At 68.7% G+C, this 20,752-nt stretch carries 17 protein-coding genes; 10 read left to right on the top strand and 7 right to left on the bottom strand.

The annotated features are described in order from the left end of the window. Window positions 1-118: 118 nt before the first annotated feature. On the top strand, window positions 119-1,216 hold the full coding sequence (locus RIF23_RS00450) for a COX15/CtaA family protein (RefSeq protein ID WP_310910272.1): 1,098 nt from the start codon (window positions 119-121) through the stop codon (window positions 1,214-1,216). Here RIF23_RS00450 and RIF23_RS00445 read toward each other — a convergent pair. After that, the gene (locus RIF23_RS00445) at window positions 1,161-2,441 is read right to left on the bottom strand and encodes a PrsW family intramembrane metalloprotease (RefSeq protein WP_310911189.1); all 1,281 of its coding nucleotides are present in this window, start codon (window positions 2,439-2,441) and stop codon (window positions 1,161-1,163) included. The genes RIF23_RS00450 and RIF23_RS00445 overlap by 56 nt on opposite strands. 127 nt (window positions 2,442-2,568) lie before the next feature. Next, window positions 2,569-3,570 (bottom strand): heme o synthase, encoded by a 1,002-nt coding sequence (locus RIF23_RS00440; protein ID WP_310910271.1) that lies wholly within the window; start codon window positions 3,568-3,570, stop codon window positions 2,569-2,571. 744 nt (window positions 3,571-4,314) lie between these two features. Between RIF23_RS00440 and tkt the strand changes: the two genes are divergently transcribed. The 6 genes from tkt to pgl all read left to right on the top strand — a co-directional run bounded on the left by tkt (window position 4,315) and on the right by pgl (window position 12,791). Further along, the gene (tkt, locus tag RIF23_RS00435) at window positions 4,315-6,411 is read left to right on the top strand and encodes a transketolase (protein ID WP_310910270.1); all 2,097 of its coding nucleotides are present in this window, start codon (window positions 4,315-4,317) and stop codon (window positions 6,409-6,411) included. A gap of 195 nt (window positions 6,412-6,606) precedes the next feature. Beyond that, window positions 6,607-7,713 (top strand): transaldolase, encoded by a 1,107-nt coding sequence (tal, locus tag RIF23_RS00430; RefSeq protein WP_310910269.1) that lies wholly within the window; start codon window positions 6,607-6,609, stop codon window positions 7,711-7,713. A 39-nt stretch (window positions 7,714-7,752) separates the two neighbouring features. Beyond that, the gene (locus RIF23_RS00425) at window positions 7,753-9,453 is read left to right on the top strand and encodes a glucose-6-phosphate isomerase (RefSeq protein ID WP_310911188.1); all 1,701 of its coding nucleotides are present in this window, start codon (window positions 7,753-7,755) and stop codon (window positions 9,451-9,453) included. Between the two features lie 51 nt (window positions 9,454-9,504). Beyond that, complete coding sequence (zwf, locus tag RIF23_RS00420; RefSeq protein ID WP_310911187.1) at window positions 9,505-11,034, top strand: glucose-6-phosphate dehydrogenase; 1,530 nt, start codon at window positions 9,505-9,507, stop codon at window positions 11,032-11,034. Window positions 11,035-11,064: 30 nt separating this feature from the next. After that, window positions 11,065-11,973, top strand: coding sequence for a glucose-6-phosphate dehydrogenase assembly protein OpcA (locus tag RIF23_RS00415; RefSeq protein WP_310910268.1), 909 nt, complete (start codon window positions 11,065-11,067; stop codon window positions 11,971-11,973). 35 nt (window positions 11,974-12,008) lie between these two features. Continuing rightward, window positions 12,009-12,791 (top strand): 6-phosphogluconolactonase, encoded by a 783-nt coding sequence (gene pgl / locus RIF23_RS00410; protein ID WP_310910267.1) that lies wholly within the window; start codon window positions 12,009-12,011, stop codon window positions 12,789-12,791. A gap of 215 nt (window positions 12,792-13,006) precedes the next feature. On the opposite strand, the gene RIF23_RS00405 is transcribed toward pgl, so the two are convergent. The 3 genes from RIF23_RS00405 to RIF23_RS00395 all read right to left on the bottom strand — a co-directional run bounded on the left by RIF23_RS00405 (window position 13,007) and on the right by RIF23_RS00395 (window position 16,265). Then, window positions 13,007-13,885 (bottom strand): phosphotransferase, encoded by an 879-nt coding sequence (locus RIF23_RS00405; RefSeq protein ID WP_310910266.1) that lies wholly within the window; start codon window positions 13,883-13,885, stop codon window positions 13,007-13,009. Window positions 13,886-14,124: 239 nt separating this feature from the next. Then, complete coding sequence (locus RIF23_RS00400) at window positions 14,125-15,813, bottom strand: solute symporter family protein (protein ID WP_310910265.1); 1,689 nt, start codon at window positions 15,811-15,813, stop codon at window positions 14,125-14,127. After that, the gene (locus tag RIF23_RS00395; protein ID WP_310910264.1) at window positions 15,810-16,265 is read right to left on the bottom strand and encodes a DUF485 domain-containing protein; all 456 of its coding nucleotides are present in this window, start codon (window positions 16,263-16,265) and stop codon (window positions 15,810-15,812) included. Before RIF23_RS00395 ends, RIF23_RS00400 begins: the two co-directional genes overlap by 4 nt. A 209-nt stretch (window positions 16,266-16,474) precedes the next feature. Here RIF23_RS00395 and RIF23_RS00390 point away from each other — a divergent pair, with 209 nt between their 5' ends. Together RIF23_RS00390 and RIF23_RS00385 are read left to right on the top strand one after the other, a co-directional pair. Further along, complete coding sequence (locus tag RIF23_RS00390; RefSeq protein ID WP_310910263.1) at window positions 16,475-16,777, top strand: TFIIB-type zinc ribbon-containing protein; 303 nt, start codon at window positions 16,475-16,477, stop codon at window positions 16,775-16,777. Window positions 16,778-16,972: 195 nt separating this feature from the next. Further along, a complete protein-coding gene (locus RIF23_RS00385; RefSeq protein WP_310910262.1) occupies window positions 16,973-17,287 on the top strand; it encodes a hypothetical protein in 315 nt (104 codons plus the stop codon). A gap of 133 nt (window positions 17,288-17,420) precedes the next feature. Here the strand turns inward: RIF23_RS00385 and hutI are convergent, their stop codons facing one another. Further along, window positions 17,421-18,653 (bottom strand): imidazolonepropionase, encoded by a 1,233-nt coding sequence (gene hutI / locus RIF23_RS00380; RefSeq protein WP_310910261.1) that lies wholly within the window; start codon window positions 18,651-18,653, stop codon window positions 17,421-17,423. Then, window positions 18,650-20,071: a formimidoylglutamate deiminase gene (locus RIF23_RS00375; RefSeq protein WP_310910260.1), complete on the bottom strand. Its 1,422-nt coding sequence runs from the start codon at window positions 20,069-20,071 to the stop codon at window positions 18,650-18,652. Before RIF23_RS00375 ends, hutI begins: the two co-directional genes overlap by 4 nt. 133 nt (window positions 20,072-20,204) lie before the next feature. Between RIF23_RS00375 and RIF23_RS00370 the strand changes: the two genes are divergently transcribed. Then, window positions 20,205-20,750 (top strand): GrpB family protein, encoded by a 546-nt coding sequence (locus tag RIF23_RS00370; protein ID WP_310910259.1) that lies wholly within the window; start codon window positions 20,205-20,207, stop codon window positions 20,748-20,750. Window positions 20,751-20,752 lie beyond the last annotated feature (2 nt).

The following is a 20,752-nucleotide window of genomic DNA, read 5'->3' as shown; positions in this document are numbered from 1 at the left end:
CACCCACAGCGGACGTCCTCACCCACTGGTCCGCGACGACCTCGAGCGGGACCGGACTGCGGGACTCCCATGCGGGGGCGGGATATCCTGAACCCACCGACCTACTACACTTCGTCGTATGCTGAACTCTTCGTGGCACGGCGCCGAGCTGGCCGCCACCGGTGCCCACGTTCTCGGTGTTCCATTCTGGGCCTGGCAGATTCTGCTCTCCGGCATCGGCGTGCTCACACTCGCCGCCCTGGCACGAACCGCCTGGCATCCCACACCGTCCGCGCTACGTTGGTGGGCACTGGGCAACGTGGTCGTCAACGCCGGGATCGCGGTCACCGGCGCCACGGTGCGGGTGACCCAGTCCGGCCTCGGCTGCCCCGAATGGCCCCGCTGCACACCGGACAGTTTCGTGCCCTCGGGCGGGGAGTACCATCCGGTCCTGAACGAGGCGATCGAGTTCGGCAACCGCATGCTCACCTTCCTCGTACTCGCGGTCGGCCTCATCGTGTTGCTCGCCGTGTGGCGCCTGCACCACCAGCACCACCAGCACCGCGAGCACCCCCGCCCGGACCTGCTCCTGCTGGCTGTGATCACTCCACTGGGAGTACTCGGTCAGGGGGTGGTGGGCGGAATCTCCGTGCTGACGGAGCTGCATCCCGCCGCCGTCGGTTCCCATTTCCTGCTGTCCATGGTGATCCTGGTCGTTGCGGTGGCCCTGTATGTCCGGTGTCAGGAACCGGGGGGTGAACTGCAACGCACCGTGTCTCCCCTCGCCCACCGGCTGGCAGTCCTGGTCACCGGCCTCGGTTTCGTTGTCCTGGCCGCCGGGGTGGTCACCACCGGCACCGGTCCACACGGCGGGGATCTGGACGCACCCCGCTGGCCGTTGGACCTGGCAGCGGTGACCCAGACGCACTCCAGTCTGGCCTGGGTCCTCCTCGCCGCCACCGGCCTGTTGCTGGCCACCCTCCTCTACACTCGCTCCGGGCGCCAACCACGCGTCCTGGCTGTCCTACTCCTTACGATCCTCGTCGGCCAAGGGGCATTGGGCTACATCCAGTACTCCCTGGCACTTCCCGAAGGGCTCGTCGTGCTGCACGTCCTTGGCGCCGTGGTGTGCTGGGTGACGATCCTGCGGCTCTACTTCAGTGCCACGCGGCGTGCGGAACTCACCCAACCGAGTCCGGAGGGTGCGCGGGAGGCTGCACCCGCGCCCGGTCGATGACGTGCTGGAAAGAATCATGGTGCATGAGTCCGGAGTCTGAGCTACTGCCCGCCCACACGGGAACGACCGGACGGCGCACCCCACCGAGGAAGGCGTCCCGGGCCACGTGCATGAGTGCGAGGAAGGCGTCCCGGCGCTCCCACCAGCGGGGGCGGGCAACCCCCCGTTCCAGACGCTGGTGTAGCAGGGCGAGTTCCGTGGCTGCGAGCTGATAGTCCCGCATCGCGCGGCGCCCTCCGGATCCGGCGTTGTGTTGCGCCCAGCCGCGGGCCCGGCGCCGTGCCTTCATCGAACTGAGCATGTGAATGTCCGCCGGGGTAACCAGCCCCGTGACCTGGTACGGACTGAGGTACCGACTAATCGCGGCTACTTGGCGATGGCGGTCGAGGACGGCTCGGACGATCACTCCGACCAGGACCCAGAAGCAGACGAAGTAAGCGAAGGCGAATCCCAGCCAGCCGAAGACCGTCGATCCGTTCCACAAGGCGTGCAGCAGAACCGCACCGACCCAGCCCACGAACGGAGCGAGAAAGCGGACCGCGTCCCGGTTGATCGCGACGTGGGCGACACCGAGCCCGATCATGGCCGTGAACAGGGGGTGCCCCAACGGGGACACAAGCCCCCGCAGCAGGAAGGTGAACGCCACACCCAGTGCTCCCGCCTCGAAGAACGAGGTCAGGAAGTACATGACATTCTCGGTGAAGGCGAAACCCGCGGCGACCATGCCCGCGTAGATCACGCCATCGGTGTAGGAGTCGATCTCGTGCCGGCGACGCCACAGCAGGAAGAGCAACACCATGCCCTTGGCGCTCTCCTCGACGACGGGCGCGATGACGGTGGCACCCAGGTACTCGCCCATCCCCGCCCCGAACGCAGGAATGGTGTACAGCTCCATACCCAGCGTGTTCAGGATGAGTGACACCAGAACTGCCACCCCGGCTCCCCACAGGAACGCGAACAGCAGCATCGCGGGTGGCTCGGGTTCCAGCCGGTCCAACAGGAGGATCAGTGGAACAATGATGCTGACCGGAATCGTTGCCAGCATCAGGCTCAGGACGAACCCGACGACCCCGCTCGCGCCGGCGCCGGCAGCCCCCAGCACCAGGATGTATCCGAGTACGCCCAGCAGGCACAGCACACTGACCGTGGTTCCGACGACGAGACCGACCGAGTGGCGACCGGGCCGGTGGCCCTGAAGGATCGCCTGGGTGTCCAAGGCACGCATCGGGTCAAGAGTACCGTTGGCTGTGGTCACCCTCAGAGTAGGCCCACGGGCCTCGCGCGTCCCCATGGGCTGGAGGAACTGTCCCACCGGCGGCCCGGCAGCGCCGGTGGCACGTTCAGCGCAGAATTCAGCGCAGAATACCCGCGAGCAGTGGATCCACGGTCACCGCGGCGAAGAGCAACGCCAGATAGGCGTTGGACAGGTGGAAGAACCCCATCGTCCGTAGCTGGGGGCCACTGACCCCGGACCGCACCTGCGCCCACAGCCGATGTGCCTGGGCCAGCAGGATCCCCCCGAGGAGGGCGGCCACCGCCGGGTAGAACAGGGTCGTGTCTGCGACCGGCCACAGGGCCAGAGAACAGGCCACGGTAACCCAGCTGTAGAGCACACACTCGGCGATGACCCGGCGGTCGGTGGCCACAACCGGCAACATGGGAACGCTCGCCGCCGCGTAGTCCTCGCGATAGCGCATTGCCAGCGCCCAGGTGTGCGGGGGCGTCCAGAAGAACACGACCAGAAACAGCACCACCGGGGGCCAGTCCAGACCACCGGTGATCGCCGCCCACCCGATCAGGACCGGCATGCATCCGGCGATCCCACCCCAGACCACGTTCTGGGCGGTGCGCCGCTTGAGCAGCAGGGAGTAGACGAAGACGTAGAACAGGATGGCAAACAGCGACAGTGCTGCGGCCACCAGATTCACCACCAGGGCAAACCCCAGGGTCGACACGACCGCCAACACCAGACCGTAGGTGAGGGCTCCCTGCGGCCGCACCTGGGCCATGGCCACCGGCCTGCGGCGGGTACGCCGCATCTCGGCATCGATGTCCCGGTCGATGTAGCAGTTGATGGCGTTGGCGCTGGCAGCCGAGGCGGTGCCGAACACGAGCGTGGCCACGGCCAGACCCAGCGGCGGGACCCCCTGGGCTGCCAGAAACATCACCGGAATCGTGGTGATCAGCAACAGCTCGATCACACGGGGCTTCGACAGCGCAACGTAGGCCCGTACATGTGCGAGGAATCCCGACGTCGGGCGCTCGCTGTCGGAATGGGCGCGCGTCGATGGCTCGTCGTGCTGCTCGGTCCTGGGCTCCGGCATCGAGGACGACGGGGGCACGGGAGCGGTCATGAGGCCACCGCAACCATGCCACCACCGAGTCCAGCTCGCCACGGTGGCCCGAACCGTGGCGCACCGGCCACGGCACACACAAGAAGTCTCGTCATCAGCTGCCAGTTCGCTTCCGGGGTGTCCCGTCCGTTTCCGGGGCTTGCCGCGTCGCCGCCAGCGCCCGTCAACGACATACTGTAGTACTTCCCTGTTCGAGGCGACGCAGGGGGTCGGCCGCGCGCGGCGTTCGATATCCCACCATGCACGCCTGGCCGCTTCGAGTCGCCACTCCGACCCCGACGGGCCGGTGGGCCACTGCCTCCAGGCTCGCACAGCCTCCCACGTGAATCGCAATCACCCTCCGGTGTTCGACCGGCACTCCGTGACGGTCCCGGAGCATCCGCCGCCGCGTCGACAGCCATGGCACGCTAAGCTCGTTGTCTGGTCGCATCGCCGGACGGTGTGGCCGTACACGCAGAACACGCAGAATCGGTCAATGACAGGACAGCGTATCCGGGGGGCCACTGTGACCGACGGTGCTGGCCGCACCACCCGTGGGGCGGCTACGGTCACCATGGCCGGCGCGGCCACACCAGCTGTGTCGGGGCAACCCCGGGCACCGCGCACGGTGGATGTCAGTTCGCCCGGTGCAGTGCCACTGCCACCCTCTGTCCTGTTGGTCCCCGCTGCAAGGAAGAACCCAGTCACACGGGCGTGCCGGTGGCCCATGCACGCCCGTCGCTCGCCGCGAAAGGACAACCGGTGGTGAACATCGACAGCACGGGTGCGCTGTCCTGGTCGGAGCTCGACCAGCGCGCCGTCGACGTGGTCCGTGCCCTGGCCATGGACGCGGTCGAGGAAGCGGGGAACGGACATCCCGGAACCGCCATGAGCCTGGCCCCGGCTGCCTACCTCCTCTACCAGCACGTCATGCGGCACGACCCCAGCGATCCGGAATGGCTGGGCCGCGACCGATTCGTGCTGTCAGCCGGGCATTCCAGTCTCACCCAGTACATTCAGCTCTTTCTTGCCGGCTACGGACTCGAGCTCGAGGATCTGCGAGCGCTCCGACAGTGGGGCAGCCGCACGCCGGGCCATCCCGAGTACCGGCACACCCCCGGGGTCGAGACCACGACCGGCCCGTTGGGGCAGGGCCTGGGCAACGCTGTGGGTATGGCGATGGCCGCGCGCCGCGAGCGTGGACTGTTCGACCCGGAGACCGCTCCTGGAGAGAGTCCCTTCGACCACATGGTCTACGTGGTCTGTTCGGACGGCGATGTGCAGGAGGGGGTGAGCCACGAGGTCAGTGCCCTGGCCGGACACCAGAAACTGGGCAATCTCGTGGTGCTCTACGACGACAACCACATCTCGATCGAGGACGACACGGCGGTGGCGTTCTCCGAGGACGTGGCAGCTCGCTACGCAGCCTACGGCTGGCACGTGCAGCGGGTGGACTGGACCACCTCGACCGGCAGCTACGCCGAGGATGTCCAGGCGCTGTACCAAGCGTTTCAGCAGGCCAAGGCGGATACGGAACGCCCCTCGTTCATTCAGCTGCGGACCATCATCGGGTGGCCGGCACCCAATAAGCAAAACACCGGGGCGATCCACGGGGCGGCGCTCGGCGCGGAGGAGGTCGCCGCGACGAAGCGGGCTCTGGGGATGGACCCGGACGCACGCTTCGAGGTTCCCGAGCAGGTGTTGGAGCACACCCGTTCCGTGGGCGATCGCGGCCGGGCCGTGCGTGCCGACTGGGAGCGGTCCCTGGACGCGTGGCGATCCCAGAACCAGCAGCGGGCACAGCTGTTGGATCGTCTGCTGTCGGGACAGCGGCCGGACGGCTGGGAGGAGGCGCTGCCCAGTTTCCCGGCCGACCCGAAGGGCATCGCCACCCGGAAGGCCTCGGGGGAGATCCTGGGCGCCATCGCACCCGTGTTGCCGGAACTGTGGGGGGGATCTGCCGACCTCGCCGGCTCCAACAACACCACCCCGAAGGGCCAGCCATCGTTCATTCCGGAGGAGCATTCCACCAAGGAGTTCTCCGGTAACCGCTTCGGGCGTGTCCTGCACTTCGGTGTGCGTGAGCACGGCATGGGCTCGGTCCTGAACGGCATCGCGCTGCACGGACCCACCCGCCCCTACGGGGGCACGTTCCTCGTGTTCAGCGACTACATGCGCCCCTCGGTGCGTCTGGCGGCGATGATGCGCCTGCCGGTCACCTACGTGTGGACCCACGACTCGATCGGTCTCGGCGAGGACGGCCCCACGCACCAGCCCGTGGAGCACCTGTGGTCACTGCGAGCCATCCCCGGTCTGGATGTGGTGCGGCCGGCCGACGCCAACGAGACCGTGGCGGCCTGGCGGACCATCCTCCAGGGGGAGCGGCCCACCGGCCTGGCGCTGACCCGGCAGAACGTGCCCACTCTCGACCGCAGTCAGTACGCCAGCGCCGAGGGGGTCGCCCGTGGCGGCTATGTCCTCGCCGAGGCCACGGGTGGACAGCCCCAGGCACTCATCATCGCGACCGGAAGCGAGGTCGCTGCCGCGCTGGAGGCCCGCGAGCGCCTGGAAAGTGCCGGCACACCAGTACGGGTTGTGTCCATGCCCTGCGTGGAGTGGTTCGCCGAGCAGGACGCCGACTACCGGGCGGAGGTGTTGCCTCCGTCGGTCCGTGCCCGCGTCTCGGTGGAGGCCGGGGCCGCCCTGGGGTGGCGGGACTACATCGGTGCGGACGGCGAGGCGGTCAGCCTGGAGCACTTCGGTGCCTCGGCCCCGTACGGAACCCTGTTCGAGGAGTTCGGGCTCACCGCCGACCACGTGGTGGCGGCGGTACGCACCACACTGGACCGGGTCAACGGATAGGAGAATGGCCTGTCCGCTCGCCCGGTGCCGTGGCTCGGGGCACAGTGGGTGCACAGATCCACGACCCCGCCCCGGGCCGGCGGCCCAGCTCCTCCCGTTCCCGGCGGTGTGGCTGGAGCGCGCGAGGTGGGGGCCACCGGCCCGGCCGGGTTAACGACCGGCGGGGCCGGGCAGGCATCGACATGGAGGGCGATCATGACCAATCCACTCACCGAACTCTCCCAGGCGGGCGTAGCGGTCTGGCTTGACGACATCAGCCGGGGACGGCTGGACAGCGGGAATCTCGACGAGCTGATCACCAAGCACGAGGTGGTCGGGGTCACGTCCAACCCCACCATTTTCGCCGGTGCCCTGGCCTCAGACGAGAGCTACTCCGCGCAGCTGGCTGATCTGCGGATGCGCGGAGTCGGCGTCGAGGAGGCCGTACGCGCCATCACCAGCTACGACATCCGCTGGGCTGCGGACGTATTGCGGCCTGTCTATGAGCGCACCGACAGCCGGGACGGGCGCGTGTCCTTGGAGGTGGATCCCCGGCTGGCGCACGACACCGAACGCACCCTCGCTGAGGCCAGGGCGCTGTGGTGGCTGGTGGACCGCCCCAACACCATGATCAAGATTCCTGCCACGGTTGAGGGGTTGCCGGCGATCGCTCAGGCCTTGGCTGAGGGCATCAGCGTCAACGTCACCCTGATCTTTTCTCTGGACCGGTACCGGGCGGTTCTGGATGCCTTCCTGGAGGGCATGGAGCAGGCACGTGCGGCGGGACGGGACCTGTCCGGGATCGGATCGGTGGCCTCCTTCTTCGTGAGTCGCGTGGACAGTGAGGTCGACCGACGCCTCGCCGAGGTGGGCTCCGAGGCGGCCACCTCCCTGCGTGGACGCGCCGCCATCGCCAATGCCCGCCTTGCCTACGCCGAGTTTGAGCACGTGCTGGCCTCGGAGCGTTGGCGGTCCCTGGCCGCGGATGGAGCCCAGCCCCAGCGTCCGCTGTGGGCCTCTACGGGTGTCAAGGATCCCGCGTTCGACGACACCCGTTACGTGACCGAGCTGGTGGCGCCGTCGTCGGTCAACACAATGCCGGAGGCGACACTGCACGCCACCGCCGACCACGGAAAGATCCGTGGCGACACGATCCGCGGCACCTACGAGCAGGCACGTGCCGACCTGGATGCCCTCGCGGAGGTGGGCGTGGACTATGACGACGTGGTCCGGGTCCTCGAAGAGCAGGGTGTGCAGAAGTTCGAGCAGTCATGGACGGAGCTGCTGGCGAGTGTCGCCGACGCCCTGTCCGTCCGAAGGTGAGAGTGGGAGCCAGTGCGCAGCACCGATCCGAACAACCCCATGCCAGCCACGGAATCCGGGGAGGCCAGTGCGCCCCCTGCCGCCACGTCGACGGTGAGCGCCGGAGGTCTGACCGTCTCGGCGCGTTCGGCGGTCCACAACGCCGCCCGGGCCGCACTGGAGTCCCTGGTCGAGGATCGGGTCGCCCCGCGGCTCACCGAGCGTGACTCGGAACTGTGGGGGCCGGATGCCGCGGCGGAGGCCGCGGTGCGGCTGGACTGGCTGCGCCTTCCCCGAACATCGCGGGAACTTCTCCCCCGGCTGTCGGAACTGGCCGCGAACACGCGCGATGCCGGACTGGACCATGTGGTTCTGTCCGGGATGGGGGGCTCCTCGCTCGCGCCGGAGGTGATCGCGGCGAGCCGCGGATGCGAACTCACTGTGCTGGACACCACCGATCCGCAGCAGGTTCACTCCTGCCTGGCTGATCGGCTGGAACGCACGGTGCTGGTCGTGGCCAGCAAGAGCGGAACCACCATCGAAACCGACAGTCATCGCCGGGCCTACGAGCAGGCGTTCCGGGAGGCCGGCATCGATCCGGCCGATCGCATCGTCGCGGTGACCGACCCCGGCTCCCCGCTGGCCGAGCTGGCCCAGGAGCGGGGATACAGCCTGGTACTCGCGGACCCCAATGTCGGGGGACGCTACAGTGCGCTGAGCGCATTCGGTCTGGTGCCCGCTGCCCTGGCGGGTGTGGACGTGGCCGCGCTGCTGGACGAGGCCGAGGCCCTCATGGCCTCCCTGTCCGCGCCGCCCGAGGAGAATCCGGCGCTGATCCTCGGCGCGCTGTTGGGTGGCTGGTGGGGCCACGACAAGCTCCTGGTCACCGGAAGCGCGAGCACCGGACTCGGCGACTGGATCGAGCAACTCGTTGCCGAGTCGACCGGGAAGGACGGCACCGGCCTGCTACCGGTTGTGGTTCCCGAGACCAGCGTTCCCGGGGTCGCCCCCGCTCCCGACGCCCATGCGCTGCGGGTGGAAACCGCCGCCACCGCCGGAGCCTCGGAGACCACCGCGCTGGTGGACACGACCGTGACCGGTCCCCTGGGGGCACAGTTCCTAGCTTGGGAGTACGCCACGGCGGTCGCTGGGCGCCTGTTGGGAATCGACCCGTTCAACCAGCCCAACGTCACCGAGTCCAAGGACAACACGAAGGCACTCTTGGCCGCGCCCGAGGACGAGAACACCGGCACCCCAGCATCGAAGCCGCACCTGGTGGCCGGGCCGGTCGAGGTGTACCTGGGCGATTCCCCCGCCAGTCGGGAGCTAGCGGTCCACGAGGATCTCCCCGATCTCCTGCGCGCCCTCCTCGCCACCGTTCCCGAGGACGGGTATCTCGCCGTCCTGGCGTATCTCGACCGGGATGTCGACACGCGCGCCACCGAGATTCGCACCCTGCTGGCACGGGGAACCACCCGCCCGGTCACCTTCGGGTGGGGGCCGCGCTACCTGCACTCCACGGGCCAGTATCACAAGGGCGGCCCCCGCTCGGGCGCTTTCCTCCAGATCACCGGGGAAGCACCCCAGGATGTGGCCATTCCGGACCGGCCCTACACCTTTGCTCGGCTCCAGCGGGCTCAGGCACAGGGGGACCTGGAGGCGCTGACGCGCCGTGACCGCCCCACAGTGCGGCTGCACCTGCGGGACCGCGCCGAGGGGGTGGCCCGTGTCGTCGACGCACTCCGGCGGGTAGCGAGCTAGCAACACGGGAGTCCCACACAGCGAGGAGGCATCGAGGTGAAGGAACCCATCATGCCCGGGGCGGTTCCCAACCCGCTCCGGGCCGCCTCCGACCGGCGGCTGCCGCGCATCGCCGGCCCCGGTGCGCTGGTCCTGTTCGGTGTGACCGGAGACCTGGCACGCAAGAAGCTGCTGCCCGCGGTTTATGACCTCGCCAACCGTGGCCTGTTGCCCCCCGGATTCGGACTGGTGGGTTTCGCGCGCCGGGACTGGGCCGACCAGGACTTCGCCCAGGTCGCCCACGACGCCGTCCGTGAGCACGCCCGCACCCCGTTCTCGGAGGACGTGTGGCGTCAGCTCAGGGAAGGTATGCGTTTCGTTCCCGGCGACCTTGACGACGACGAGGCCTTCGACACGCTCGCCCGCACCGTGCGGGAGCTGGACTCGGACCTCGGCACGGGAGGCAACTACGCCTTCTACCTCTCCCTACCACCCAAACTGTTTCCAACCGTGGTGACCCAGCTCAAACGTAGCGGTCTGGCGGACGCTTCCGATGAGGCCTGGCGGAGGGTGGTGATCGAGAAGCCGTTCGGGCACGACCTGTCCAGCGCCCAGGAGCTCAACGCCGTCGTCGACGAGGTGTTCCCCCCGCACTCCGTTTTCCGGATCGATCACTACCTGGGTAAGGAAACCGTCCAGAACATCCTGGCGCTGCGCTTCGCCAACACCCTGTTCGAACCCCTGTGGAACCGCGGTTTTGTGGATCACGTCCAGATCACCATGGCCGAGGACGTGGGAGTGGAGGGGCGTGCCGGGTACTACGACGGGATCGGGGCGGCCCGGGACGTGATCCAAAACCACCTGCTCCAGCTGCTCGCGCTGGTGGCCATGGAAGAACCCGTCTCGTTCACGGCCGATGCCATCCGCGCGGAGAAGGAGAAGGTACTGTCCGCGGTAACCCTGCCGCAGGACCTCGCGCGGGAGACGGCCCGAGGTCAGTACGCCGCCGGCTGGCAGGGCGGGGCTCCGGTCACGGGATATCTCGAGGAGGAGGGGATCCCCACCGACTCCACCACGGAAACCTACGCGGCGCTGAAGCTCGGGGTGGCGACCCGGCGATGGTCCGGGGTGCCCTTCTACCTCCGGACCGGGAAGCGGCTGGGGCGCCGGGTGACCGAAGTTGCCCTGGTGTTCCAGAACGCACCACACGCCTTTTTCAACTCCGCGGACGTCGCCGAGCTCGGCTCCAACGCCCTGGTGCTACGGATCCAGCCCGACGAGGGGGTGACCCTACGGTTCGGATCCAAGGTTCCGGGCACGGCGATGGAGGTTCGGGACGTGAGTATGGACTTCGCCTACGGGGAGTCGTTCACGGAGTCAAGCCCCGAAGCCTACGAACGCCTCATCCTGGATGTCCTCATCGGGGACCCGCCCCTGTTTCCCCGCCAACAGGAGGTGGAACTGTCCTGGCAGATCCTCGACCCGATCGAGGAACACTGGGCCAAGGAGGGGCAGCCGGAGCAGTACGCGGCCGGCACCTGGGGGCCGCACTGTGCGCACGAGCTACTGACCCGGGACGGACGCCAGTGGCGCCGTCCCTGAGCCGCCCATCCGGCCGCACGGGGAGAGAACATGACGCTGTACCTACCGCGTACCACCACCGGCCAGATCACCGAGACACTGGCCGCGGAACGGCACAGCATCGGTGGTGGCGCCATGAACATGGTGCTCACCCTCGTCGTGGTCACGGACGAAGCCACCCATTTCGAGGCTGTGCAGGCGGCGACGGAGGCAGGTAAGGAGCATCCCAGCCGCATCGTTGCTCTGATCCGTCGGGACCCGGACGCCGACCCGGCTGTGGACGCCGAGATCCGTCGGTCGGGCACGTCCGGCCCCGGTGAGACCCTGCTGCTGCGCCTGTACGGACCGCTCGGCGACCACGCCGACTCGGTTGTCATCCCCCTCCTGGTACCGGACAGCCCGGTGGTCGTGTGGTGGCCCGGAGCGGGCCCCCTGCACCCTGCCGAGGATCCGGTGGGGCGGCTCGCGCACCGTAGGATCACCGACGCGGCCTCCGCCCCGGATCCGTACACCGATCTGCGTACGCGCATCGAGCACTACCGCCCCGGCGACACCGACCTGACCTGGACCCGGATCACTCCGTGGCGATCCCTACTCGCGTCGACGATGGACCAACCCTGTGGCTGGGTCACGGCGGCCGAGGTGACCGCGGCCACCCACCAGCCGAGCGCGGACCTGTTGGCGTCCTGGCTTTCCCTGCGCCTGGACGTACCCGTGCGCCGAAGCACCTCCACCGGCCCCGGCATCACCGCGGCCACGCTGGACACCGACTGTGGCCGGATCGCGCTGCACCGCCTCGACGGGCGCACCGCGACCCTGTCACGTCCGGGCTTTCCCGACCAGACCGTCTCCCTCCCACGCCGCGGCCCCGCCGAAGCACTCGCTGAAGAACTACGCCGGCTCGACCCGGACGTCACCTATGAGCAGGCCGCCCGCCACCTGGACGCCCTGACAGTCTGACGGTCTGACCATCCCGTTGCCCAAGGAGCCGCCGCATGTCCCATCCCAGCGTCGTCATCCACCCGGACGGGGAACTTCTCGCCCGCGCCACGGCGGCCCGTCTGGTCACCCGCATCGTCGACGCGCAGGCTGCGCGAGGCGCGGCCTCGGTCGTACTCACGGGCGGGGGGATTGGTATCGCCACCTTGGAGCAGCTTGCAGTAGCTCCCGCCCGCGACGCGGTGGACTGGCAGCGGCTGGACGTCTGGTGGGGAGACGAACGCTTCCTCCCCCGCGGCGATCCCGACCGCAACGAAACCCAGGCACGCGCCGCCCTCCTCGACCGGGTTCCCCTCGACCCGAACCGGATCCGTCCGTTCGCGGCCTCCGACGACGCGGACGAGGCCACCCCCGAGCGGGCAGCCGAGCAGTACGCTCAAGCGCTGCGGCACGCCACGCGCGCGCAGGACCATGCCCCGGTTCCCTGGTTCGACGTGTGCCTGCTGGGGATCGGACCGGACGCCCATGTGGCCTCGCTGTTTCCGGAACAGCCCGCGGTGTACGAGGAGGAACGCAGTGTCGTGGCCGTGCACGGTGCGCCGAAACCTCCGCCGACCCGCCTCACCTTGACGTTTCCGGCGATCCGGAACGCACGGCAGGTGTGGCTGTTGGCCGCGGGGGCGGCGAAGGCACCCGCGGTCCGCCTGGCCGTGTCCGGAGGTGGGCCCGTGCAGGTTCCGGCGGCGGGGGCCTGGGGACGGGAACAGACGCTCTACCTGGTGGACGAATCCGCGGCCGGTGAACTTCCGCGGTCGATGGCCTCCCCCGGGGTCCTGTGACCGCTGGCCGCACAGGGCCACCTGCCCAGCCTCGGGAGTTTCCTGGAACGCGCGTGGCGCAGACCCGGTGTGGCGACCGAGGCCGCTACCCTCAGCTTCGCCACCTACATCCCGGATTGACTGTGCGAGCACAGCGGAACAGCGATCCTCGTTCGGGAGCAGGGCCGCAGACGCAGGTCCGAAACCGTTCACCAAACCAAACCCACACCCCGGACCTAAACCAGAGCCGCGGCCAGCTCCGCGCGCCGGGACACGAGCCAACGCTTGCGCCTGAGGATCATGTCGCCGACCCCCGCACGCCACATTCGGGCCCAACCGCCACCCAGCTGTTCGGCGGAGGCACGCATCCGCTCCCAGGAGACATCCGCGCGTGCGATCCCGAGGTCGAGCAGACTGGAGCGTTCTCCGGAGGTCGCCCCGTAGGCGTCGACCAGTGCGCGCAGCCGTGAAAGCTGGTCGACGACGTCCCACGGTGGCCGTAGATCCTCGGGGGCGCACAGCGGAACCCAGTGCATCGCGGTGTTGTAGAGGTCGGTGAGTCGCGTGGTGGGGCCGGCGAGATCGAAATCCACGAGGCCCACGGCCTCGCCGTCGCGCACCACCACGTTCTGCGGCGTCACGTCGAGATGGGAGACCAGTTCCGGTTGCGGCTCCGGTGCGGGCAGGTGCACCGGAACCAGGTCCCTGCGCCAGGTCGAACCGGCCGGAGCGGCGAAACCACGGTCCGCGGCAAAACCGGCCGAGGCGGTGTGCAGGGCACGCAGCAACCGGCCCACACTGGTCAACAATCGCTCGTCTGTGGCCCAGGGCTCGACGGGATCTCCCGGAACGTGGCCAGGCAGGAAGGTCAACACGTCCCGGCCAGAATCGTCGCGCCCGAGGTAACGAGGACTTCCCGGAAACCCGACCCGCTCCAGGTGATCGAGATACTCGGCCACGGCGAGACTCTGTGGCTGGTGGGGGCGACGGACCGTGTCGCCGACCCGGACCACGCCTTCGGTTACGTCGCCGGCGGGTAGCCTCAGCTCCGGCTGTGTGGCCGTTTCGTGATACCTCCGGGAGTGGGGAGGCTCCCGCCGTGGACCCGTACTCATTCGCCCAAGGCTACTGGCTTCCCTGGGACCGATCGCGCTGGTACCGCCGTCCGGGGGCGTGACTTCGGGGCTGGTGCCGGCGCGCTGCGGATACGACTGGGGGTGTCCCCGCCCGGTGGTTCGGGTCGGTGCCGATCCCCTGCCCACCGTGCTGGCCACGGTGCGGACAGGAGTGGTGTGTGAGCCCGCACCTGCCCATCCCACCGACATTCGATACGGCCCTGCCCAGCCAGCACTGCCTAGGAGCGCGCGGCTCCGCTGCCGGTGAGGGAGCGGAGCTGGAGGTCCTGGTAACGCTCGGGATCGTACTCCCGACAGGTGAGCGTGCCGAGCACCGCACACAGAAAGCCGACGGGAATCGCCACGATGCCGGGATTCTCCAGCGGGAACACCTGGATGTTGATCCAGGCTGGAAGGAGCGAGAGGTTCTCCCCGGTCTGCGGATCGGTCTTGCCGGACACCACCGGTGAGAGCAGTACCAGGGTGATCGAGGACACCAGTCCCCCGGCGATACCCCACAGCACTCCCCGGCTGTTGAATCTCCGCCAGAACAGCGACAGCAGGATCACCGGAAGATTCGCCGCCGCGGCGACCGAGAAGGCAAGACCAACCAGGAACGCCACATTCAGGTCCCGAGCCAGGATCGCGAGTCCGATCGCCACCACCCCGACCACGGCGGCACAGACCCGGGCAACCCCGACCTCCTGGGACTCCTTGGGACGCCCCCACATGACGATGTGTCCAAACACGTCGTGCGCCAGCGACATGGAAGACGCCAGGGTCAGGCTGGCAACGACGGCGAGGATCGTGGCCAGCGCCACCGCGGAGATGAACGCCAGCAGAACGGCACCGCCCACGGCACCACCCAGGGACTCCCCCAGGGCCAATGCCAGTTGTGGGACCGCGGTATTGCCGCTGCGGTCCTGGTCCAGGATCGCGTCCCGTCCCACGATGGCGGCCGCACCGAAGCCCAGAACCAGTGTCATCAGGTAGAAGGCGCCGATCAGGGCGATGGCCCACCGGACCGAGGACCGCGCCGCCGTACCGTCGGGGACGGTGTAGAAGCGAATCAGGACGTGCGGCAGGGCCGCCGTTCCCAGAACCAGCCCCAACCCCAGACTGAACAGGTCGAGCTTGTTGACCAGGGTCTGGGCCGTGTCCCCGGGCACGTCCTGCCCCAGGTACAGGCCGGGCTGGAGCAGCTGGGTTCCGTGGCTGCTGGCATCGGATGCCGAGGTGAGCAGACGGCTGGGGTCGAATCCGAACTGGGCGAGCACCAGAACGCACACCAGCGCCGAACCCAGCAACAACAGGACCGCCTTGATGATCTGTAGCCAGGTGGCGCCTTTCATGCCCCCGTACATCACGTACACGATCATCAGGACGCCCACTCCGACGATGCCCATGATCCGGGTGCTGGTGGCAGTGGTGCCCACCAGCATCGCCACGAGCGCCCCCGCCGCGACCATCTGGGCCAGCAGATAGAACACGCAGACCGTGACCGTGGCACAGGCACACGCCGCGCGGACCCGCATCCGGGGCATGCGGTACCCGGGCAGGTCCGCCATGGTGAACCGGCCGGTGTTGCGCATCAGCTGGGCGAGAGGCAGCACCAGCATCCAGGCGACGAGGAACCCCACCGAGTACAGGAAGCCGTCGTAGCCCCACAACGCGATCATGCCGGCGATTCCGAGGAACGAGGCAGCGGAGAGGTAGTCCCCGGTCAGTGCCAGCCCGTTCTGGACCGGTCCGAAGCGACGACCCCCGGCGTAGAAGTCGACTGCCCCGCGGGTGTTGCGCCGCGCCCACACGGTGATCCCCAGTGTGAGAGCGACGAAGAGCGCGCACAGGAGCAGGGTCAGGGCGTGGCTGCTGAACTCGAGCGACACGGTGGTGTCCAGCGCAGCATCGGGGATGGCTTTGCTCATCGGGACACCTGCCCCGGGGTTCCCGGGGTGTTTCGGGATCCGAGTTCGCGACGCAGCTCCGCCGCGATCGGATCCATGGTGCGGCTCGCGAATCTCCCGAACATCCAGGCCAGCAGGAACGTGCTGGCGAACTGGCCCAGACCCAACACCATGGCGATGTTGACGCTGCCGTACACGTCGATGATGAGCAGGTCCCGAGCGAATGCCGTGAGCCCGATGTAGCCCAGGTACCAGGCGAGCACACCCGACAACAGCAGCACCATCCGGGTTCGGAACCGGCGCCGCAGGAGTACGAACCGTGGATCCCCGTGCACACGGACCGTACCGAGCCCATGCGACACCACCAGTGTGGACAGCTCTCGGGCGTCCCAACGCTGCCCGGCTGTCCAGGAGTCCGCGTGCCTGTGCGGTTCGGCCTGCTCGGATGTCGTGTATCCGACGTGCTCCACCACCTTGGCGTCCCCCCTTGCGAGTCCAGCTCTCCTCCGGGGGCCGCCGCCCCGCCGTCGAGCCGCGCCCCCGGAGTGATCTCCCACACCGTAGCGACGTGGCCCCCTCGCTGTTCGGGAAATGCGCGAATTCCCCCGCATTCGGTCCCAATTTCCCCGAACGGATTCTGGACTGCGGGAACCGTGCGGCCGAGTCCGAAGTCCAAGGCGCTATGACCGCACTCAACTGCCCGAAATGCCCCGGCGCCATGCGCCGTCACGCCCTCATCGGCGTGGAGATCGACCAGTGTGAACAGTGCTCCGGAATCTTTCTGGATCGCGGTGAGCTCGAACAGCTCCTGGAGGCGGAGCACCGGTGGAGCCGGGGTCTGGACCCCACCGACGATGGCGTGGGGCGACGCCGTCGTCGCCCCACGGAGTCCATCGCCGAGGTGACCCACCAGGGGGAGCAGCCGGAGCCGGACTACGCGGGGCAGCGCCGCCGGGAGAGCTTCCTGGACGAGATCTTCACGTGATTCCCGCCTGCTGTGCACGGCAGGTACGGATGGGCGCGAGTACGGTACTCGTGCACTAGGATCGACGGTTGTGATCTTCGCTGCGGCCGCTGTTGGCGTCCGCGTTCCAGCACCCGCGACGGCCTTCGAACGCGTGTATGATTGGGCCGCAGGAGCGAGCACCGCCCGTCGACACGAAGTGAGAGGTTTCCTGTCGTGGTCACCGAGGTCATCACCCGCAAGTACTGTGATCCGCACGCCGTCCACGAGGAGCGGGTGGAAGCGACGGACGTCATCCAGTTCGCCTTCGAGGGGGCGATCCGCGAGGTCGATGCCTGCGCCGAATGCAAGAAGGACTACGACGCGCGGATCGAACCACTGGTCGACTTCTCCCGTCCGGTGAAGAAGCGCCGAAAGACCAAGAGCGACAGCACTGGCTCTGGGTCCCAGGACCAGCACGGTGACTCCTCGGATCAGGGCGACACCGCCGCGGGCTCAACCGAGCAGGACGACGCCGCGGACAACAGCTGACCGTCCGACGTTCTCCTCGTTCTCCTCTCGCCGGGATACCCAGTCCCCACTGTTGGGTGTCCCGGCGAGCCTCCCGCACAGCACGGCCCCGACGGCGCCGCGGCGCGCGGTCCGGCTTCGCGGACCAGCGGTCTCACCGGGAACCGAACCGGGGCGCTGTCGGGGGGAATGTGTTCTGGTAGACCATGGTTCCGCTCTCCCACACGCTGTGTACCAGCGGTACTCCCGGCCGGTAGGCGAGATAGACGGGGTTGGGTGCCTCCAGCTGCACCACATCAGCTCGGGCCCCGGGGGCGAGATGACCGACGTCGCTGCGGCGTAGTGCCCGCGCCCCGCCGGCGGTGGCGGCCCATACCGCTTCCTGGGGGCTCAGGTGCATCTCGCGCACGGCCAGCGCGATGCAGAACGCGAGGCTGGACGTGAAACAGGACCCGGGGTTGCAGTCGCTGGCCAGGGCCACGGTCGCTCCCGCGTCCCAGAGGGTGCGCGCGTTCGGATAGGGCTGGCGCGTTGCGAAATCAACTCCGGGAAGCAGGGTGGCCACGGTCTGCTCCTGCGGGCCACGACGGGCAGCCTCGGCCAGGGCCGCCACGTCCGCCTCGGTCAGATAGGTGCAATGGTCCACGGAGGCGGCGCGCTCGGCCACGGCAAGCTGTACGCCGGGCCCGTGGTCCAGTTGGTTGCCGTGGATGCGGGTCCCCAGTCCCCAGCGGCGCCCGGCCTCCAGCACGCGGCGTGCAGCCTCCGCGTCGAAGGCGCCGCGTTCGCAGAACACGTCGATCCAGCGGGCGTGCGGAGCGCACGCCGCGAGCATGTCGCCGGTGACGAGGGAGACGTATCCGTCTGGGTCCGCGCGGTACTCCTCGGGAACGAGGTGGGCTCCGAGGAAGGTGGTCTCCTCGGTGAACTCACCGGCCACGCGCAGGGTCCGCTGCTCGTCGGCCACGGTCAGACCGTATCCGGACTTGATTTCCAGTGTGGTCGTGCCCTGCATCCGGGCCTGGGCCCGCTGCCACCGGGCCACCTCCTGTAGTCGACTGTCGGAGGCCGCGCGGGTGGCCGCCACCGTGGTGTGAATGCCGCCGGCTCGGTAGGGCTGTCCGCTCATACGTGCGGCGAACTCCCCCGAGCGGTCCCCGGCGAACACGATGTGCGAGTGGCTGTCTACGAATCCGGGCAGGATGCAGGCTCCCTGAGCGTCGTGGCGAGTGTCGGCGGCTGGGGCCTGGGCGCGCGGCCCGACCCAGCCCACCCGTGGCCCATCGAGGACCATGGCGCTCTCGGTGATCTGTCCAAGCAGTCCCTCGCCCAGCTGGGGATCGTTGGTCACCAGTGTTCCGATGTTGTCGATCAGGGTCGCACTCACGCCAGGAGCTCCTTTATGGTCGTGTCGAGGGTGTGGGCGACGTTGGGCAACTGCTGATGGGTTCGGTCGTGCACGACCCGGCGGCCGTCCACGAACACGTCGGTAACGTCGGGGGTGCCTGCGGCAGCCAGCACCATGTCGGCAGCCCGTGCGGGGTCCAGGCCGGCGGTACGCACCCCGGTGAGATCCAGGGTCACCAGGTCCGCGCGATAGCCGGCGGCGATGTGCCCAGCGTCCGGCCATCCGAGGGCAGCGTGCCCGGCGGTTGTGGCGGCGGTCAGGGCGGATGCCGCCGGGAGGGTTCCACGGTGTCCGGTACGCAGCCGTTCGTTCATCTCGGCGGCGCGGGCTTCCTCAATCATGTCGATCGTGGAGTGCCCGTCCGTACCCAGCACCAGGGGAATACGGCCTGGGGCTAATTCGCCGAGCCGGGGCAGGCCGTCGGCCAGGTCCCGTTCGGTTGTTGGACACAGGCACACCCGGGGCTGGTGGTGCCGCAGCAGGCCCAGGTCCGTGTCGGTGAGGTGGGTGGCGTGCACGAGGACGGGGTGTAGCCGGTCCAGAAGCCCGGTGTCGGCGAGGAGCTGCGTGGGGCTGCGGCCGTGCACCGCACGGCAGGCGGCGTTTTCGGCCGGTTGTTCGGAGAGGTGGATGTGGGGGCTGCCCCAGTCCACGGCGGCACCCGGGGCGCGGTGGTCGGTTGCGAGCCGAACCAGCTCCGTGAGCTGGGCACGGTTGAGGGCACGGACCGAGTGCACGGCGGTTGCGATCCTGGCGTGGTCTGCCGTCGGGGCAAGCCGGGCGACACGATCCGCCCAGGCGTGGACCGAACCGTCGGAGAACCGGTGCTGGACCCCACGCAGCGGCTGGTACCCGTCCGTGTCGAGGCCACCATGCAGGTAACAGGTGTCCAGGAGTGTGATGCGCACTCCGGCGTCCTGCGCGGCGGCGAGGAGTGCTGTGCCCATGGCGTTGGGATCGGTGTACGGAGTGCCACCGGGGGTGTGGTGCAGGTAGTGGAACTCGCCCACACAGGTGATTCCCGCGCATGCCATCTCGGCGTAGACGGCGCGTGCGAGCCGGTAGTAGCTCTCGGGGGTGAGCCGGCCGGCCACGCGGTACATGGTCTCCCGCCAACCCCAGAATGATTCTGCCCCCGCGCTGGTTCGGCCGCGCAGGGCCCGGTGGAAGGCGTGGGAGTGGGCGTTGGCGAAGCCGGGGAGTGTCAGACCACGCAGTGGTTCGGCCCCGGCTGGCGGGGTCGGGACCTCCGGATGGACCGCGTCCAGGACACCGTTTCGTTCTTCCAGCACAACTCCAGGACTGGCCGCTACCGCGAGCCGGTGCGACTCCGCCGTATCGGGCAGGAGCGCCCATTCGCACCAGTAACGACGCCCGCGGGACTCACCATCGTGCACCGCGGTACCTCCTCTGGACGACCGGTGTTCGGTGTGGCTCTCGTCCGCACCCTGTTGCTTCGCTGCTCCATGGTTCGCGCCGGGTACAGGCGCGCATGGCGTTTCTCCCCCCCGGATGTGTAGGGTCTTGGCCATGCCCGACCAGATTGTGCGTATCGTCGACCATGATCCGAACTGGTCCGACCGGTTCGCTGCCGAACAGGAGCACGTGCGGAGCCTGCTGGGGCCACTGCTGGCCACGGAGGTGGAGCATGTCGGGTCGACCGCGGTGCCCGGCCTGCGGGCCAAGCCGATCATCGACATGCTGGCGGAGGTCCACTCCCTCGAGGATGCGCGGGCCGCCCTGCCCACCCTGGAAAAGTCGGGCTGGTGGTACTGGGCCGAGGACCCGATGGGCGAGGAACGGTTGTGGCTGCTGCGCCCGTCGCCGGAGCAACGCACACACCATCTTCAGATCCGTGCCACCGGGTCGCCACAGGCACAGGCACTGCTGGCGTTCCGCGACGCACTGCGTGGCAGTCAGGCGCTGCGCATCGAGTACGCAGCACTCAAGGAATGGCTGGCCAAACGCCACCCCAGCAACCGCAACGCCTACACGAATGCCAAGAGTGCGTTCGTGGACCGGGTGCTGCGGGAGTCCGGGATCACCCCGCCGCAGCGCGTTCGGCTGCCCGAGTAGTC

The sequence above is a fragment of the Lipingzhangella rawalii genome, from assembly GCF_031628175.1.
GTDB classification, from domain to species: domain Bacteria; phylum Actinomycetota; class Actinomycetes; order Streptosporangiales; family Streptosporangiaceae; genus Lipingzhangella_A; species Lipingzhangella_A rawalii.
This window is presented reverse-complemented; position numbering and strand designations above follow the sequence as displayed.